We start from the raw sequence: 16,808 nt of genomic DNA, 5'->3' as shown, positions 1-16,808 counted from the left end.
GTTCTGCGCCCCTCGGGGGTTGTGGGTCAGTGAACTAGTAGGAAGTAGAGGCCTGTTGCCAGAGCCGCCACCAGGAGAAGGACGAGCAGGGCCGACCCCACCCCGTAACCGAGGTAGACGGATCGGGCCCGGCGCGGGTACGCGGCGGCGGCCGGCCGGTCGCTGAGGCACAGCCGCAGATAACGCCCGCTCTCCGGCGCGAGACCGGAGACACGCAGTGCGTGGCTCAGCATCGCGTAGCCGTCGAGCGGAGGCAGGGGCAGGAGGTTGACGAGTGCCTGGACACTGCCGAGCAGCAGCAGCCCGGACAGCACTCGGCGGGTCGGATCGCCCTCGGGGAGCGCGGCCCACCAGGCCAGGAACGGCAGCAGGAAGAGCAGATTGGCGAAGGCGCCCGCACCCGCGACCGCGAGCTGATGCCAACGGGAGCGCAGGTAACGATAGTTGTCGACGGTGCAGTACATCACGGCCACGGGCAGCCGCCAGCGCAGCCCGATCTCGCTGACCGTACCCCCGTAGTGCCGCGCGCTCACCCCATGGGCCAGTTCATGCAGGGCCGTGCTCAGCCAGAGCAGGGTGAAGACCGCGATCAGCGCGACGGGCTGGTGGCACAACCACCAGGTGTCGTCGGCCAGTTCGGGCAGCGCCGTCGCGAGCAGGACCTCCATGGCCACCAGGAGGGCGGTCAGCGGAAGCAGGACCGTGGTCCGCAGCAGGGGCCGCAGCAGACCGTGCAGGCGAGTCGTGGTGGCGTCGGCGTCCGCGACCAGCCGCAGGGTGCCCCGCAGCACAGTGCCGCTGAACGGCTTGCCCGGCGGGGTGGTGGCAACCGCCGGCCGGGGCGGTGCGCCGGCCAGCAGGCTTCTGGTGCCCAGCAGCTGCAGCAGCCGCTGCCAGTGCGCGGCGGCGAGGCGCTTGCCGAAGGTCTCGGCGTACTCCTCCCCGATCTCCGCCAGACTGCGGCTGCCGTCGAGCCGGGAGATCAGGAAGTACTCCTTCGCCCCGACCTCGAAGGCGGCGCCGCCCTCCGGCTCCTTGATCAGATGCACGGTGGCGGGGCCGTGCAGCAGGGCGGGGCTCAGCAGGATGTCCGGGCGCAGCGCCGGGCGGTGCGAGAGGAGTTCCCCGGAGGCGGCGGTCATGGGATCGCCGCCGGGGCGGGTGGGGTGACGGTGCCCTCGCGCAGGACCCGGCCGAGCACATGGGAGAGATACGCCTCGTCGCGGATCGTCACATGCAGCCGGTTGTTGGTCATGTGCATATACGGGGAGAGCAGCAGCGGCAGCGCCACGGCGGGATCGGTGACGCGTTCGTCGCGGGTACCGTCCCAGGAGCGGAACACCAGCTCGCCGCCCACGGTCAGTTCCTCGGCGCGGGAGCGCAGTTCCAGACAGTGTTCGGCCCAGCCGCGCAGGAAGGCGGGCAGCGTGCCGAGTTCACCGGTGCGGACGGCGCCCCGGATTCCCTCGAAGCGGCGGCCGAGGCCGGGGGCCATCTCGGCGTAGTTCTTGTCGTACTCCTTCGACCCGATGAAGCCCGTGCCGGGGAAGGCGTTGTGCCAGAACTCGTAGTAGCGGTCCAGATAGCCGCCCAGTTCCTCGCGCTCGGGCAGGAAGCAGCCGGCCATGACCATCATCAGCTGGGCGGAGGTGCCGAGCAGTACGGTACGCAGATGCAGGTTCATGGTGCGGAAGGCGTCCATGACGAGATCGCTGGAGTGCGCGAAGTGCCACTCCGCCAGTTCGATCCCGGCCGGGCCGCCGTACTTGCCGTACTCGGGTTCGTACGGTTCGTACGAGAAGGAGTTGTTGGGCCGCAGGTTCATCCGGCCGTCCTCGCTCATGAACGCGCCGCGGTCGCCCTCCGGGAACTCGATCTCGAAGAGGGTGTTGTAGAACTCGTTGAGGAACCCGGAGTCCACCTCGTAGAGGGCGGGGCGGGTACGGAGGAAGCCGCTGATGGCCTCCTCGGCGCGGCGCCGTACCTCCGTGGTGGCCGCCGCGTTCACGGGCTTGAGCCGGAGGCGGACATGCGGCCCCTCCAGCCAGTAGTTGATGAAGAAGTGACCGGCCAGCAGGCCGTCGGCGGTCAGTTCGGCCACCAGCGGGCGGACACAGTTCACCAGCAGGGGCTGCGGATTGGCCGCGTAGAAGATGTGGATGGCCTGCCAGTCGGGCGCACCCGGGGCGAGGTCGGGCGCGGGGGCCGGCGTGGCGCTCGATGCCGGGCTCGGTGCGGGGGTCAGCTCTGACATGTCGGTGCGCCCTCTCTGCGTCGGGTCGAGGTGAAGGTCTCCACGGCCAGCTCGGCCACATGGCTGCCACGCGCGGAGCGGACATGCAGTCCGTCGCGCCCGGGGAGCATCTCCCGCAGGACGACCCGGTCGTCCGGGTGTGTGGGCAGCGCTTCGAGGGCGGAGAGGGAGAGAAGGCTGTCGAAGTCCACATACTGCGGCTTGGCCCCCGCGCCGCCCCGGGGACCGCTGGACACGGTGGCGAAGACCTGGTCGGGCAGGGCGTGTTCGCGCCGCCAGCGCTGCCAGCCGAGGAACCACTCCTCATCGCCGGTACCCGGCCGGCGGACCGGCAGCGCCCCGGCCGTCGTGGTCCAGCTGCGGCGGCTGAGGACGACCTCGCCGTGCAGCACCCGGGGCCGCGTGGTCACACCCTCGTGCCCCTCGCCCGCCGGAACGCCTCCCCAGACGTCCAGAGGCGCCATCGAGGTCGGGGACATCAGCAGGAGCGTACGGGGGATCTCGGGCAGCGCGAGCGGCACCAGATAGCCGAGATAGACCGGGACGACCTCACGGCCGAGCCGGGTGGAGCGCAGCACCAGCCGGTCCGTCTCCGCGTCGTGCTCGACATGGAGATCGTCGAGGTGGATGCGCCGGTCCTCGGGGACGGTGCTGGATTCTCCGGGGCAGACGATCTCGTACTCGGTGAGCGGACTGTGCAGATTGAGATTGCTGGTGACCGCCCCTCCGGTGATCTCGGCCAGGACCGCTCCGTCGGGGGTGACGGCCTTGGCGGTGTCACGCAGCCCCCGCGAGAAGGCCCCGGCCGGCTCCACCGGGCTGTCCGTGTCAGCCGTGTCGTCCGTGCCGTCCGGGTCGTAGACATGGGTGAAACGGCTGAAGGGGAAGGACAGTCCACCGTACGAGCGGTTGAGCACGACGAGCGGGGCGCCCTCGCTCCCGGTGAGCTGGAGATGGTGGGACTGCGGTGCGAAGTCGGCCTCGATCGGGGCGAGTTCGTCCGCGACGAGCCCGAGGTCCCGTTCGTCGAGCCGGATCTCCGCCGCGTCCGCGTGCTCCTGCCAGAGCTGCCGCATCCGGTCGATGAAGGCGCGCCGCGCCGCGTCGATCGCGCGGATCCCCGGCAGTCCGAGCCAGTTCTCCTCCGGCACATACTCGCCCCGGTCGTCGAACGGGCGCCGCTTGCCCGCGAACGAGAGGTACTGATCGAAGAAGTCCTCGTGGAAGTCGTGGACGAGGCCCAAGAGGTCGTCGCACCGGCCGCCACGGCCGTAGCGCGCGGTGAAGAAGCCCTTGAAGGTGACCCGCTGAGGGAGCGTCAGATCGAAGGCGGGGAGAATCCGCTCGACGGAGCGCAGCGCCCCGCCGGCCGGCCCGGTCCAGGCGCCGAGCCCACAGCTCACCTCACGGCCGGCGCTGACATCCTCGTAGAGGAGGGTCTGCGGCAGTGTGGCCTCCGCCGCCCCCAACTGGGCCTGGGCCTCGCGCAGTCCGGTGCGCAGCTCACGCAGCAGTTCCACCCGTTCGGCGCGGCCGGCGGAGGGGAAGCGGTCGATGGCGCGTACGGGCCCCTCGAAGGCGGCGGCCAGCCGGTCGGCCCAGGGACGCCCGAGCGTGCGCAGCTCGCTCCGGAAGGACCGCAATGGATCGGGGCTGTGGACATCGGTGTCCAGGCACGGCACCCGTACCAGACCGAGCTGGAGCAGCGCGGCCACATATGTCTCGCACTGCGCGGGCTCGGCGTCGTGCTCGGTACGGAGCCACTCCACCAGCTCGCCGTAGCGCAGTTCGTCCCGCCCCTCGAACAGACCGAGCAGCCGGTCCAGCGTGCCGCTGCGGCGGAGGAAGAACAGCCGGTCCTTGACCGCGTCGAAGGTGACCGCGGCCGAGTCGTCGCCCGCGCTGATCCACTGGCGTACGTACCGGATCCGGTCGTCGTCCCGCTCCCAGCCGGAGGCGGGCCGTACGGGGAGATCGCCCCGCCGGGCGGGGTCGGCGAGGATCAGTTCGGCGAACCGGCCGAGCACGACGACATTGAGCCGTACGTGGCTGGACCACTCGTCGTCGATACGGATGGCGGCGTCCGCGGCGTCGCGGCCGGGCCGCTCGTCGTCGCCGTCGTGGAACACACCGGTGGCGACCCCGGTGAAGGTGCTGAACGGGCTGGTCTTGCAGGCCGTGCGGTACAGATACGACAGCACCGACCGCTCGATCTTCCGCATCCGCTTGTCGGGGGACACACCGGCCGCGGCCGCCGCCTCGGCCTTGTCGATATAGGCGTCGAGCTGGCCCTCCAGGGTCGGGGAGGCAAGCAGCAGCCCGCAGCGCAGCCGGTCCTCGGCGAGGAGCCCGCGCAGCGCCGCCCGGGTCCTGTCGAGGTCGGCGGCGAGCAGTGGCGCGCCCTCGGCCCGCAGCTTCTCCAGATGGCGCCGGTCCCGCAGCCACTCGGCGGTCGCCTCCGCCGCGCGCGGGTCGAGTCCGGCGACCAGCCGGACGGCCGCGTCGGGGTCGGCGGGCAGCCGGTTGTTGAAGATCTGGCGGCGCAGCCCGAGCAGTTCACGGCGCTGGCCCGCGCCCGCACCGTCCGGGGCGACATCCGTGGTACCCACCGCCTCGTGCAGCAGATCGCTCAGTCCGGCCGCCCGGTCCCGTAGCCGCTCCTCGGCCGCGAGGACGTCGTCCGCCCATTGACGGCTGTCGCCGCAGCGCAGCGCCTGGACGGACTCGACGGGCAGCCCGGCCACGCGCAGCATGAACCGGCGTCCGGGTTCCCAGCCGGCATCCGTCGTATCCGCGTCCGGTGTCATCACTCGCTCCCCCATCCCGGTCAGCCGATCTCGTAGCGGAAGTCGGCGGGCCGTGGCCGCTCATTGCCGAGCAGCATGATCAACAGAGGCTTCTCACCGGTGCGTTCGAGATCCAGCTCCTCGATGTACGAGATGTTGTCGAAGCCCAGGGCGACACCCGCGCCGAGCCCGAGGGCGGAGGCCACGGTGTAGAAGGTCTGCGCGACGGCCCCGATCGTGCCGTTCACCAGCCGGTAGCCCCGGTCCCCCACCGCGTCCAGGACGGCGGCGGTGCGGATGGTGGGGACGATCACCACACCGGCCTGCTCCAGGTTGTAGTTGGAGAGGAAGTAGTTGCGCTGGAGGAACGGTCCCGGCGGGCCCGTCACCACCGGGCGCAGCGTGTGGTCGACGGGATCGTAGGCGTACGCGCCGGGCGCGACGCCCTCGACGTGGTTGATGAACGCGTACAGCGTGACCAGGCCGGGCGACGCGGAGCCGTCCGGTGCGGCGGGCTGTTCCGTGTCGCCGCCGAGCGAGGCGGCGACGCAGGCGTCGAGGGTGGCGGCCAGTTGCGCGGTGGTGACCGGGCGGGCCGCGTCGAAGCGTCCGAAGCTGCTGCGCCGCTCCCGCAGGGCGTCGCGCACACTCACCGGCGGCAGCTCGGGCTCCGGCAGCGCGACGGGCGTGCCCGTGCCGGTGGGTGGAATCGCGGCCGCCGGTTCGAGCGCACCGGGCTCCGGGCGGTCGGTGGCGGCTTCCGCCGTCGCCGCGTGGATCCGCTGGAGGGTCTCGAAGCGCACTACCGTACGCGAGCGTTCGACGTCGGTGTGCCGGACGGCGGGGACGTCGGGGAGCGCGGCGGTGGAGAGGCCGGGGGTGGAGAGGCCGGGGGTGGAGCGCCCGCCGGTGGGCTCGGCGCCCTCCCAGGTCAGCGGGACGACGGCGAAGATGCCTTCTTCCTCGTTGGGCACACCCAGCACGTGGCTCAGCCTCTCCTCGTCGAACCACAGCGCGGGTTCGACACTCAGCCCCTGCGCGCGGGCCCAGATACGCCAGGTCCCGACGATCGCGCCGAGATCCATGCTCACCGCGTGGAAGGAGAAGCTGTTGTACTTGAACGCGTTCTGCCAGTACTTGATGCCCAGGACGAGGAACTGGTCGCGGTCCGCGCCCGCCGCCCCCTCGCCGAGTGCCGCCCGCACCTCACCGGTCACATCGCCCGCGAGCAGCCGCTGCATGGAGTGGTGCGGGGCCGAGTAGTAGTGGATGCCCGGCGCCCGCGGCCCGCTGGGGCCGGAGACCCAGTAGACGCTGACCGGGTAGAGACCGCCGCCCGAGGCCGTGCCACGGGACCAGTTGGCCTGGGTGTAGTGGGGCAGCGCCGCGAGGTCGGTATTGGTCTGGACACCGAGCCGGCGTCCGGTCAGCCCGTAGGAGTCGCGCAGCATCCCGGAGAGCGAGTCCAGGGTGAACGGCCTTTGCTCGCGGGGCTCTTCGGTACCTGTACAGCCGGCCGCCACGGTCGCCCCCTCGGGGAAGTCCGTGTCCGGCAGCGGGAAGGACTCGACGCCGGGGTAGAACTTCGCCTTCCTCGGCCGATCCGCCCAGTCGGGGACGAAATCGGCGGGCTCCATCGGGATCCGGCCGCGCTGCATGATCGCGGCCGCATAGTCATGGGCGTAGCCCACGGGACCCTCCTCTCTGCTGGCGGTGCTGTGCTGGACAGTTCTGGGCTGGATGGTTCTGCGCTGGATGGTTCTGGGCTGGACTGGGCTGGATGGTTCTGGACCGCACGGTTCTGGTTCGCACGATGGGTTACGGGAAGGGATGCGGGGCCGGGTTGATGTCGTCCGGTCCCAGATCGTGGTCGCGCAGTCCCGCCTGACGCAGAGCGGTGCGCAGCCGGGGCATGGTGCGGGCGCGCTGCCGGGACCAGCCGAAGTCGATCGGCAGCAGCCCGGGGACGAGCACGCTGACGGTGTGCAGCCCGAGCGTGCGCTGCTCGGGCATGGTCTGGTCGACCACCACCACGTCGAAACCGGCTCCGGTCACCGCGTCGACACAGCGCCGCAGATCCTCGCGAAGGTCACCGGAGGCCATCGCGCCGGAGCGGTCCGGCCAGCGCAACTCGCTCACCGCGCACGGCGGTTCGGGCGCCACCCCACGACGGTGCGGGCTGTCGGGGTCCAGCAGGAAACCGGCGTGCTCGCCCATCTCCGGCACGCCGTACACGAGGGGATGGTCGTGCAGCGCCGTCACCCGGTCGAAGTCCGCGGCCATGGCGCGCAGCCGGGGCCCGTCGCGCTCGGTCCGGTCCCGCAGGTTCACGGCGTCGGTCGCGATCTCGCAGAGCGCCGAGTCGAGCGCGGACTCGGGGTCGAGTCCCGCGCCCGCGCCGAAGCACATCCGGCCGGCGCCGCCGTCGAAGCGCTCGGCCACGGCGGTGACCACCGGGACCGGGAAGGTGATCCGGGTGTCGAAGAACCGGGCCCGGTAGCCGTACATCGCCAGCCGGTCGACCATGTGCCGGGTGGAGTCGCGGGCACTGGTGGCCGGGTCGATCTCGGGCAGCGGTTGCTGCCCGTACCAGGCGAGCAGGAAGGCGTCGCGCTCGATGACCTCCATCAGCCCGAAGTAGATCGCCTCTTCCAGACAGCCCCCGGAGGCACAGCCGTTGGAGCTCTCCTGCACGAACCGGTTCTCCAGGCCGGGCGCGTGATAGTACGTCAGCACCTCGGGGACCAGCCTCGGCTGCCCGTCGCGCAGGGAGTAGCCCCATACCCAGGGGATCTCCCGGTCGGGCGCGAACGGGCGGACCCGTGGGTTGGCGCGGTGGAAGTCCGGTGCGTACAGCCCCACTTCGCGGGGATCGACGGCATCGGCACCGAACTGTTCAAGGCTTCCGGTGACGCTGGTGATCCGGGAGCGCGCCCGCATCCCCGCGTAGCGCTCCATGCCTTCGAGCACACCGATCCGGTTGCTGTGGCCGAAGGAGTCGGCGTGGCCGCCCCAGAACGTCTCGCGCAGATAATCGCCGGAGCGCATCGAGAAACAGCCGATGGTCGCGGAGGTGGAGGTGGAGGAGATGTCATGGACCACGGACGGCCCGAGCGCGCCGCACACCGGGTTGGCGAACGCGGCGACGTCGATGTCGTACGCCTCGATGGGCCGCAGCCGGAAGGACCCCGGACGGTGTTTGGGGGCGGGGCGCAGGGTGATCCGGGCGTCGTCGGCGGTGTCCGTACGGGGGGTGGCGCAGCGCGGGCACTCGGGGTCGGGTACCAGCGGGTAGTGGCGGACGGTCAGGGTCCGCAGATCCACCAGCCGGATCTCGGGGAACGGGCCCCCGGGGACGGGTGGCCGCTCGCACAGTGCGGTGACGAGCGCGGCGACGGCGTCCGCCGCGAACGGTGTGGCGTAGGGCCACTCGCCCGCCGCCCTGGTCTCCCCGCCCAGTTCGAGGGCGTCGCGCAGGGCCACGGACCGTACGGCCTGCCAGCGGCGGGCCAGACAGTGCGAGCAGGCGGGGGCCGGCGCGCCGTCGGTACCGGGCAGGGGCCCGATGACGGCGTGCGCGCCGTACAGCCGCACCGGGACCGACGTGTCGGGGTATCCCGTGGCGTCCTGGTCGGTGGCGAACGCGTCGTGCGTACCGAGCGCGCCGATGCTCACCTCCGGTCCGCCGAGCCGCCCCAGGGCCTGTCGCAGCAGGCCCTCCGCCGGGCGGACATCCAGTGTGCTAAGCCCCACGGGATGCCTCCGTGGTGAGGAACACGCGGGCGGTGCTGATACCCGCGGTGGCCAGGTCCGCGGAGCCGGTGTCCACCATCAGGGCGTCGCGTCCCGCCGTACGGAGCCGGTCCAGCACCTCGGACCAGTCGGTCACCGCCCGCGCGGTGACGGCCCCGGTTCCCTCGGTGTCCGCGGCGTGGATCGTCGTCGCGTCGAGGTCGCGCAGCAGCGGGTCCCCGAGATCGAACGGCGCGGCCGTCTCCTCCCGGCCCAGCTGCACCTGTCCCAGCAGATCGCGCAGCGCGGCGACCGCCGCGGGCCGCGCGCCGGTGTCGCTGCCGATGGCCCAGTGTCCGGCTCCCCGGGCGAGCAGCACATGCACCCCGGAGCGGTCGCTCTCGCCCAGGTCGAGCAGGTCCACTTCGATGTCGAGGATGGCCGCCGACCGGATGAGGAAGGTGAGTTCGGCGTCGGCCTCCTCGCCCTCCGCGAGCGGCTTCAGCGGCACCCTGCTCGCCGTACCGCCCCGCAGGGTGCGGCACAGCGCGTCATGGGCGAGGGCGGAGAGCAGGCCGTCGGCGGCGGCGTCCGCCGCCGTGGCTCCCGCGCCGGTTCCGGCGCGCGTCGGGTCGAACAGCCGGTCGGCGTTGTGCGGGCCGAAGGTGCGTACCGCCGCGGCCGGTATGAGAATCCGCTCCTTGGTGAGCAGCGAGACGGCCCGGGTCCAGGCCGTCACGCGCTGACCGCCGGAGGCCGTGCCCGTACCCGTGCCCGTACCGCCGAAGAGGGTCAGCGCGGCGGGCTCCAGAGCGCGCACGCCCGTGCCGGCCGCCTCGACCTGACGATCCGTCAGGATGCCGGTGGTGGGCACGACATGCTCCGCGTACACCCCGGCCGCCGCGTTCAGCGCCCGCAGCCGGGCGCCCGCGACATGGTGCACGTCGAAGGCGGCGATACGGCGCGAGGCGCCGTGGCCGGTGCCGAACTCGACCAGGGTCGCCTTGAGCGGTATCTGTGTGAGGGGCTCGTCCGCGAACCGGCCGAAGACTCCGGCGCGCGGCCGGACCAGGACCGAACGGCGGTTCAACTCCTCGACCAGGGCGTCGGCCTCCCGGGCCGTGTCGACCGTCGGCATCGGCGGGGTGTCGCTCCCGGCCGCCATGAGGTCCACGGGGAGATCGAGCGGGAGTTCGGCGCCGGCCGGTGCGTCGTCGTCCGCCGCCCCGGCGCAGAACGGGCAGCGCGGGTGCGGCAGCAGGGGTTCGGCCGTGACATCGAGGGACTTCATGTCCTGGATGATCAGCCGGCCCGCGGTCTCGGCGGGCAGCGCACCGGTGGTGATACGGAAGATCTCATAGCCGAGGAGATTGCCGATCATCGCCGCCAGGGGGCGGCTCGGGAGCTCACCGGCCGGTACGGACCCGGGCAGCGCCAGCCCGCTCCAGATGTCCGCGGCGGCCGCGGCCCCGTCGTGGGAACCGATCCGCAGTACCGCGCAGGACCAGCAGCCGGCCGTCCCGGACGTCATCAGCGGTCCCACCACGGCGTGCTCGCCGTAGGACCAGGCGGGCAGGAGCGTACGGCCCTCCGGCACACCGGCCCTGAGCAGCGGGAAGAGCCGCCCCGGGGCCGCGGGGCCCCCGGTGACCACCACGAGGTCGTACGACGCGAGGTCCGCCCAGCCGAGGGGCTCCCGGGGGTCGTCCGCCCCGATCCGCGGAAGGTCCACGGGGCAGCCGTCGGACGCCGCCTCCCGCGCCTCGGCCTCGATGGTCTCGATGTTCTCGGCCCCGAGTCCCGTCCGCAGACCGATGGTCGAGCAGCCGTTGCGGATCAGGCTGAGGACGCACCAACGGGCCACGAGGTCGTCACCGAGCACGGCCACCCGTGCCGTACGGAAGTGGTGGAAGCGGCGCTCGGCGTCGTCGGAGTAGTGGTCGACGTAGGCGATCTGCGGAGCGAAGCGCCGGGCGACATCGGGCGGTGTGTCGTGCGCCTCGCCCTCGGTCGCCGGGACCGGCCGGGCGAAGTCCCTTTCGTACAGGCTCTTCACCAGCTCGCCGACCATGGAGCGCTGCTGGTCACCGAGGCCCTCGCAGATCTGGGAGACCGAGTGGGCCCCGGTGAGATGCGGGACGATCAGGGTGGCGAACCGGTAGGCGGACTTGGCGGTCAGCTGGAACCCGCCGTCGGCGTTGTGGAAGAGCACCCCTTCCGGTGTTTCGGTGAACAGCACGTCGCGACGGATGCGCGGGCGGGTCGAGGCAACGGTTTCGTAAGTCGCTGAGCCCATGAGAATGACACCCCTGGATGCTTGGTCAAGGTGGCTTGATCGTGGTGGAGTTCGGGCGTCGCCCGTCAGTGGCGTGCTGTCGCCGCCTGGCTGTTGTGCCTCTCGCGCGCCTGCTGACGCGCGTAGATTTTCAGCAGTCGATGGATGCGGTACGGGCCAGGAGGCCCTTCTTCGAGCAACCCCGCGTCGGCGAGCCGCTCCAACGCCTCCTCCGCCTCGGGTGAGTTGCCGAGCGCGTGCGAGGGGAGCAGCAGCCCCTCGTGGTCGCCGAGCCGGTGGAAGGCTTCCCGCCAGCGCGGCTCCAGCCGGCGCAGCGCGCCGCCGAACACCTGAGGTACGGAGAGCCGGGGATCGTCGGCGAGGGAGAGCCTGGCCGGCAGATCCTCCGCCAGCCAGGCGACGCAGTCCTCGATGCGCAGCCCGGGCCGGGTGAGCAGCCGGGCGGCGGCGATCCGCAGACTGAGCGGGAAGTGGCCGCAGACACGGGCCAGTTCGGCCGCGGCCTCCTCTTCCGCCGCCACGCGTTCGGGGCCGAGCGCGGCGGCCAGCAGTTGCCGGGACTCCGCCGGTTCCAGGGTGGACAGCCGGTGCACGCTGCCGCCGTGCGTGGCCATCAGTCCGGCGAGACCGCGTCTGCTGGTGACGATCGCGGCGCTGCCCGCCACGGCGGGCAGCAGGGGACGGACCTGGTCGGGGCTGGTCACATCGTCGAGGACGAGCAGCGTCGCCCCGGCGGCGGTTCCGGGCGGCGGCAGGTGCGCCAGCGCCTCGGCCGCGGTGACGGAGGAACCGTCCTCACGCGTCAGGGCCAGGATGAACACACCGCCGGGGAAGCTGTCCTGGGCGTCATGGGCGGCTTGCTGGGCCAGCGCCGTCTTTCCGATGCCAGGGGCTCCGGAGAGGACCACGACGGTGGTGCCCGGGGATCCCGCGGTGAGGCGGGCGGTGATCGCCGCCCGCTCGGCGGTACGGCCGGTGAATGACGGCACGGGCGGCACCGGCGGCGCAGACCGTACGGCGGGCGCGGGCGGTACGGGCGGGCCGGCCGGTACGGGCACGGTGGCCGCAGCCGGGGCGGCGATCGCCAGGGGTTCGGTGCGCGGCGCGAGAGCCGGCGCGCTACGGCCGCCGGGCAGCGGCGCCGTCCGGTCGAGCCCCGGGTCCAGCGCCGGTGGGCCGAGGTCGTCGCCGCGCAGGATCGACAGTTCGAGCCGCTGGAGCGACGGCCCGGGATCGATGCCCAGTTCTTCCTTCAGCCGGCCTTTCACACTGCGGTACTCGGAGAGCGCCTCCGACTGCCGGCCGGTGCGGTAGAGGGCCTCGATGAGCTGTTCGGAGAACCGTTCGCGACCGGGGTGCCGGCGAGCGGCCTCCCAGAGGTCGACCAGTACCTGACGACATCGGCCCAGCGCGAGCTCGATGTCGCAGGCCCGTTCGAGCGTACGCAGCCGCTCCTCGGTCAGCCCGGGCACCTCGTCGCGGTGCAGCATCGGGGAGGGCACATTCGCCAGCAGGGGCCCCTGCCAGAGCGTGAGCGCCTCCTTGAGCCGGTACAGCTCGCCCTCGGCGTCACCGGCGTCGTCCGCCGCCCGTACGAGCGCGCGGAACCGCACCAGGTCGAGCGAGTCGGCGTCGGCGTTCATCCGGTAGCCACCGGGCACCGCCTCGATGACATTGCCCGTGACGCCGTACTTGGCGAAGATCCGGCGCAGTCGAAGGACACAGCTCTGGAGCGCGGCCCTGGCCGTGGCCGGCTGGTCCTCGTCCCAGAGGGCGCGCAGCAGATAGCCGGTGGAAACGACGGATCCGGGATGAAGGAGGAGAGCCGCCAGCAGGCTGGACGGTTTGGACGGTTTAAGAACAACAACGTCATGACCCTCGGCAATACTCAAAGGGCCCAAAAGCTGAAAACGCACGCGACCTCTGCCCCCCGAATCAGTACTCGCGTCCATGACGCATGAAAGTGCCGATTCCTGGGCACCCCACAACATCAGGACATTCGTGGACGGAAATGCTGCGCTCTTTTCTGTGGTACAGACCTCTGCCAGGCCCCACTGATTTCCTACTCCCCCGTAGACACGCTGCTGATCTGGTTCATCGCCATGGACGAGGGCCAGCTCAGCGGAGTGATACGTACCGCCGCTCCAAAGGAAATTAACATTGCTTTACCAACGGATGAATAGACCGACGGTACGCGTGCGACTGTTTCCAAAACAATACCGGCGGCCAGAACTTGTTGGGCATCCTAGTAACTCGCCCAAGGAAAGTCGACCCTCCGGTACCGCGGCATTCCCGTACGGCGAACCAACCGGAAAGAAGCACTTATTGAGTGTGAATACGGCTCGCCGTCGCGAATACAGACAAAGGGGAGGTCCCGCGGAGCGCGCTCCGCGGGACCTCCCTCGCACCGGGTGTCGGGGTCAGCCCGCCGTACCTGTGTGCTCCGCCTCCGTCCTGTACTCCGCCTCCGCCAGGACGACCGTGACTCCGCGTGCGCGTAGCCCCTCGACGACGCGGGGGTCCGCTCCGTCGTCGGTCACCAGCGTCCAGTCGGGCCGGAGCGGGGTCCAGGTGTGGAACGGCCGGCGGCCCAGCTTCGCCGCGTGGGCCAGGACGTACACCCGGTCGGCGCGCCGGGCCATGAGCTCCTTGAGACGCGTCTGCCGCAGATCGGCCTCGCAGATGCCGTACTCGGGCGAGACGCCGTCCGTACCCAGGAAGAGCCGGTCGAACGTGAGCCGTTCCAGGGCCGCTTCGGTGAGCGGCCCCACGAACCCCTGGCTCAGCGGGCGCAACGTCCCGCCGAGGCACTCGACATGGACCGACTCGACGTCCGCCAGTTCCTGAAGGGCCGTCAGGCCCGTGGTCGCGACGGTGACGTCCTTCGCCGTGCGCAGTTCGTGCGCGAGCGCGCCGACGGTCGATCCCGCGTCCAGCAGCAGCGACTCCCCCGGCCGTACCTCCGCCGCGGCCCACCGCGCGATCGCCCGCTTGGCCTCGAACGCCTCGCCCGTGCGCTGCCGCAGCGACGCCTCGGGGTGGGCGGCCAGCGCCATGGCACCGCCGTAGGTACGGGCGAGCTGTCCGTCCGAGGTCAGCTTCGCGAGATCGCGCCGGATGGTGGAGGCCGTGACCCCGAACAGCTGGGACAGCTCCTCCACACTGGCCAGTCCCGTGGTCGTGGCGAGATGGACGATTCGATCGCGCCGGGCCTTCGATCCGATCGCAGACATCAGTCCTCAGTCCTCCGGTCTTCTGTCCTCCGGTAGGGACGATCGGGGGTCAACGGGCCGGAGTGGTGGACATCTCGGCGGCCTGGCGCAGCGCCTCGACCATGCTACCGGCCTCCGCCCGGCCCGTACCCGCGATGTCGAAGGCGGTGCCGTGGTCGACGGAGGTGCGGATGACCGGCAGTCCCACGGTGAGGTTGACGCCGGCTTCGATGCCCATGACCTTGACGGGGCCGTGGCCCTGGTCGTGGTACATGGCGACGATCAGGTCGTAGTCGCCGCGCGAGGCGAGGAAGAAGGCGGTGTCGGCGGGGAGCGGTCCCACGGCGTCGATGCCGTCGGCGCGCAGCACCTCGATGGCGGGGACGATCTTCTCCTCCTCCTCGCCGTAGCCGAACAGACCGTTCTCGCCCGCGTGCGGGTTGATGCCGCACACCCCGATGACGGGCTTCGCGACACCGGCCCGCACCATCGCCTCGTGGCCGCGGCGCACGGTCCGCTCGACGAGTCCGGGTTCGATCCGGCGTACGGCGTCGATCAGCCCGATATGGGTGGTGACATGAATGACCTTCACCTTGGGGGTGGACAGCATCATCGACACCTCCTCGACCCCGGTGAGATGAGCGAGGAGTTCGGTGTGTCCGGGGTAGAGATGGCCGCCCGCGTGCAGGGCCTCCTTGTTGAGCGGGGCGGTACAGATGCCCTGGACGTCACCGCGCAGGGCGAGTTCGGCGGCGACCCGTACGTACTGGTACGCGGCGTCGCCCGCGACGGCGGACAGCTGTCCCCAGGGCAGATCGGCGGGGAGCAGTCCGAGATCGATGACATGGATACGGCCGGGGCCGAACACGGCGTCGGCCGGGGTCTCGACGGGGACGATCTCGCAGGTGACACCGAGGATCCGGGCCGCCTGGCGCAGGCGTTCGGCGTCGCCGATGACGACGGGGCGGCAGCGGCGCGCGGTGTCGGCGTGGAGCAGCGCGGGGACGATCACCTCGGGGCCGATGCCGGCGCCGTCTCCCATGGTGACCGCGATGATCGGGAGCGGCGCGGCGGCCGTCTCCGTCCGCACGGTGGCCTCCGCGGGGGCGGTCGTCGGGGCTGCGTTCACTGGACTTCTCCTTGTGGTGCGGATGACACGGACGGTGGGGGGACGGGCGCGGCGGACACCCCGCCCGAAACAGCGGGGTGATCGCCCGGAACGATGGGGTGAACCGGCCGCAGGGCGCGGGCGATCCGCAGCAGGGACCCGGTGTCGCCATAGCTTCCGGGGCGGGTGACGACGTGGCGGCCGTCGTCGGTATGGCAGTGCACCGCTCCGTGGTGGATCTGTCCCACCGGGTGGAGCCGGGTGACACCGAGCGCGTCCAGGACACGCCGCGCGGTCTCGCCCCCGGTGAGGACGAGATCGGCGGGGTGGGGCACGGCGGCGACGGCACGGGCGAGCCCCGCCACCACGCGTCGGGCCGAACCGGCGAGGATGCCGTGCGAGTTGTCGACGCTGATGACCGTCATACCGTGCGCGTCGACGGGAAAGGACAGCGGCGGGCCGGCCTCGGCGAGAAGAGCGGCCGGAAGTGCGATGTGCCGGGCCCCGACCGCGGTGAGTTGCGCGATCTGCGCAACGGCGGTGGGTTCCGCGGTGCCGACCACGACGAGCAGCGGCCGATGCGGCAGGAGGGGGCCGCGCGGTGACGGGATGTCAGCGCCGCCGAGCACCCGGCCGAGCGCGGCGGCGAGTCCGCCGGTTCCCATGAGCCGTACGTCCGGTCCGAGGGGAAGCGCGGCGGCGATCACCGCGTCGAGGTCCGCGTCCGTCTCGGCGTCGCAGACGGGGCGCAGCCCGGCGGACACGAGGTCGCGGAGCCGGCCGGTGAGTTCCCGGCGGGAGGCGCGTACGGCGTCGAGCGGTACGACGGCCGTCCGCAGGCCGCCGAGGGCGGCGGCCACCGAGGTCGGTGCGGGCAGCGACTCGGCGCGCCAGGCGTCGGTGGCGTGCAGCGGGGTGCCGCGCAGCCGGACAACGCCGTCGCGGACGGTGCGCCCCGCCACCGGCAGGGCGGGGGCGATCACGAGTCCGTCCGCGTCCTCCGCGTAGGCGGCGGCCTCGGCGGCGAGGTTGCCGCGCAGCAGGGAGTCCGTCTTCTTGATGAGTACGGTGCCGGCGGCGGCGCCGCGCACGGCCTCGCGCACGATACGGGCGGCCTCGTCGGCGGGGAGTTGGCGGGTGTCGAGATCGAGCACCAGCGCCTCCCCCGGGGCGGGGAGGGTCACGGGCGCCGGACCCAGGTCGATCCGGCCGGGGAGGCGCAGCGCCGCCGCCGTCTCGGCGGCGCCGGACAGATCGTCCGCGAGGGCGAGTACGCGGCACGGTTCACGCCCGCCTCGGGGGTTGCTGACCACGGATACCTCCTCCGGGCGGCCCGGACAGGCTGCCTCGGTGGTCGATGATGACATACGTTGCGCGAAGTGCGCGAGACCTCTTGCGCGAAACACGCAATCGTGCCACC

General features: G+C 71.8%; 10 protein-coding genes. All 10 read right to left on the bottom strand.

Going from position 1 to position 16,808, the window contains the following annotated elements; translation table 11 throughout:
* Positions 1-26: 26 nt before the first annotated feature.
* Positions 27-1,142, bottom strand: coding sequence for a peptidase M50 (locus tag AB0M67_RS06810; RefSeq protein ID WP_365743386.1), 1,116 nt, complete (start codon positions 1,140-1,142; stop codon positions 27-29).
* A complete protein-coding gene (locus AB0M67_RS06805) occupies positions 1,139-2,254 on the bottom strand; it encodes a lantibiotic dehydratase C-terminal domain-containing protein (RefSeq protein ID WP_365743384.1) in 1,116 nt (371 codons plus the stop codon). Before AB0M67_RS06805 ends, AB0M67_RS06810 begins: the two co-directional genes overlap by 4 nt.
* Positions 2,242-5,061, bottom strand: a complete 2,820-nt coding sequence (locus tag AB0M67_RS06800) for a lantibiotic dehydratase (protein ID WP_365743381.1) — start codon at positions 5,059-5,061, stop codon at positions 2,242-2,244. The genes AB0M67_RS06805 and AB0M67_RS06800 overlap by 13 nt, the downstream gene beginning before the upstream one ends.
* 20 nt (positions 5,062-5,081) lie before the next feature.
* The gene (locus AB0M67_RS06795) at positions 5,082-6,731 is read right to left on the bottom strand and encodes a nitroreductase family protein (protein ID WP_365743379.1); all 1,650 of its coding nucleotides are present in this window, start codon (positions 6,729-6,731) and stop codon (positions 5,082-5,084) included.
* Positions 6,732-6,858: 127 nt separating this feature from the next.
* Positions 6,859-8,793: a TOMM precursor leader peptide-binding protein gene (locus tag AB0M67_RS06790; protein WP_365743377.1), complete on the bottom strand. Its 1,935-nt coding sequence runs from the start codon at positions 8,791-8,793 to the stop codon at positions 6,859-6,861.
* Positions 8,783-11,068 carry a TOMM precursor leader peptide-binding protein gene (locus AB0M67_RS06785; RefSeq protein WP_365743375.1) on the bottom strand — a complete coding sequence of 762 codons (2,286 nt, stop codon included), beginning with the start codon at positions 11,066-11,068 and terminating at the stop codon, positions 8,783-8,785. Before AB0M67_RS06785 ends, AB0M67_RS06790 begins: the two co-directional genes overlap by 11 nt.
* Positions 11,069-11,133: 65 nt before the next feature.
* Complete coding sequence (locus AB0M67_RS06780) at positions 11,134-13,020, bottom strand: BTAD domain-containing putative transcriptional regulator (RefSeq protein WP_365743373.1); 1,887 nt, start codon at positions 13,018-13,020, stop codon at positions 11,134-11,136.
* 468 nt (positions 13,021-13,488) lie between these two features.
* Positions 13,489-14,301, bottom strand: a complete 813-nt coding sequence (locus tag AB0M67_RS06775) for a DeoR/GlpR family DNA-binding transcription regulator (protein ID WP_365743370.1) — start codon at positions 14,299-14,301, stop codon at positions 13,489-13,491.
* Positions 14,302-14,350: 49 nt separating this feature from the next.
* Positions 14,351-15,409 (bottom strand): 4-hydroxythreonine-4-phosphate dehydrogenase PdxA, encoded by a 1,059-nt coding sequence (gene pdxA / locus AB0M67_RS06770; RefSeq protein WP_365743368.1) that lies wholly within the window; start codon positions 15,407-15,409, stop codon positions 14,351-14,353.
* Complete coding sequence (locus AB0M67_RS06765; protein ID WP_365743365.1) at positions 15,406-16,701, bottom strand: four-carbon acid sugar kinase family protein; 1,296 nt, start codon at positions 16,699-16,701, stop codon at positions 15,406-15,408. The genes pdxA and AB0M67_RS06765 overlap by 4 nt, the downstream gene beginning before the upstream one ends.
* Between the last annotated feature and the right edge of the window lie 107 nt (positions 16,702-16,808).

It is taken from the genome of Streptomyces sp. NPDC051662 (assembly GCF_040681655.1).
Taxonomy (GTDB): Bacteria; Actinomycetota; Actinomycetes; order Streptomycetales; family Streptomycetaceae; genus Streptomyces.
This window is presented reverse-complemented; position numbering and strand designations above follow the sequence as displayed.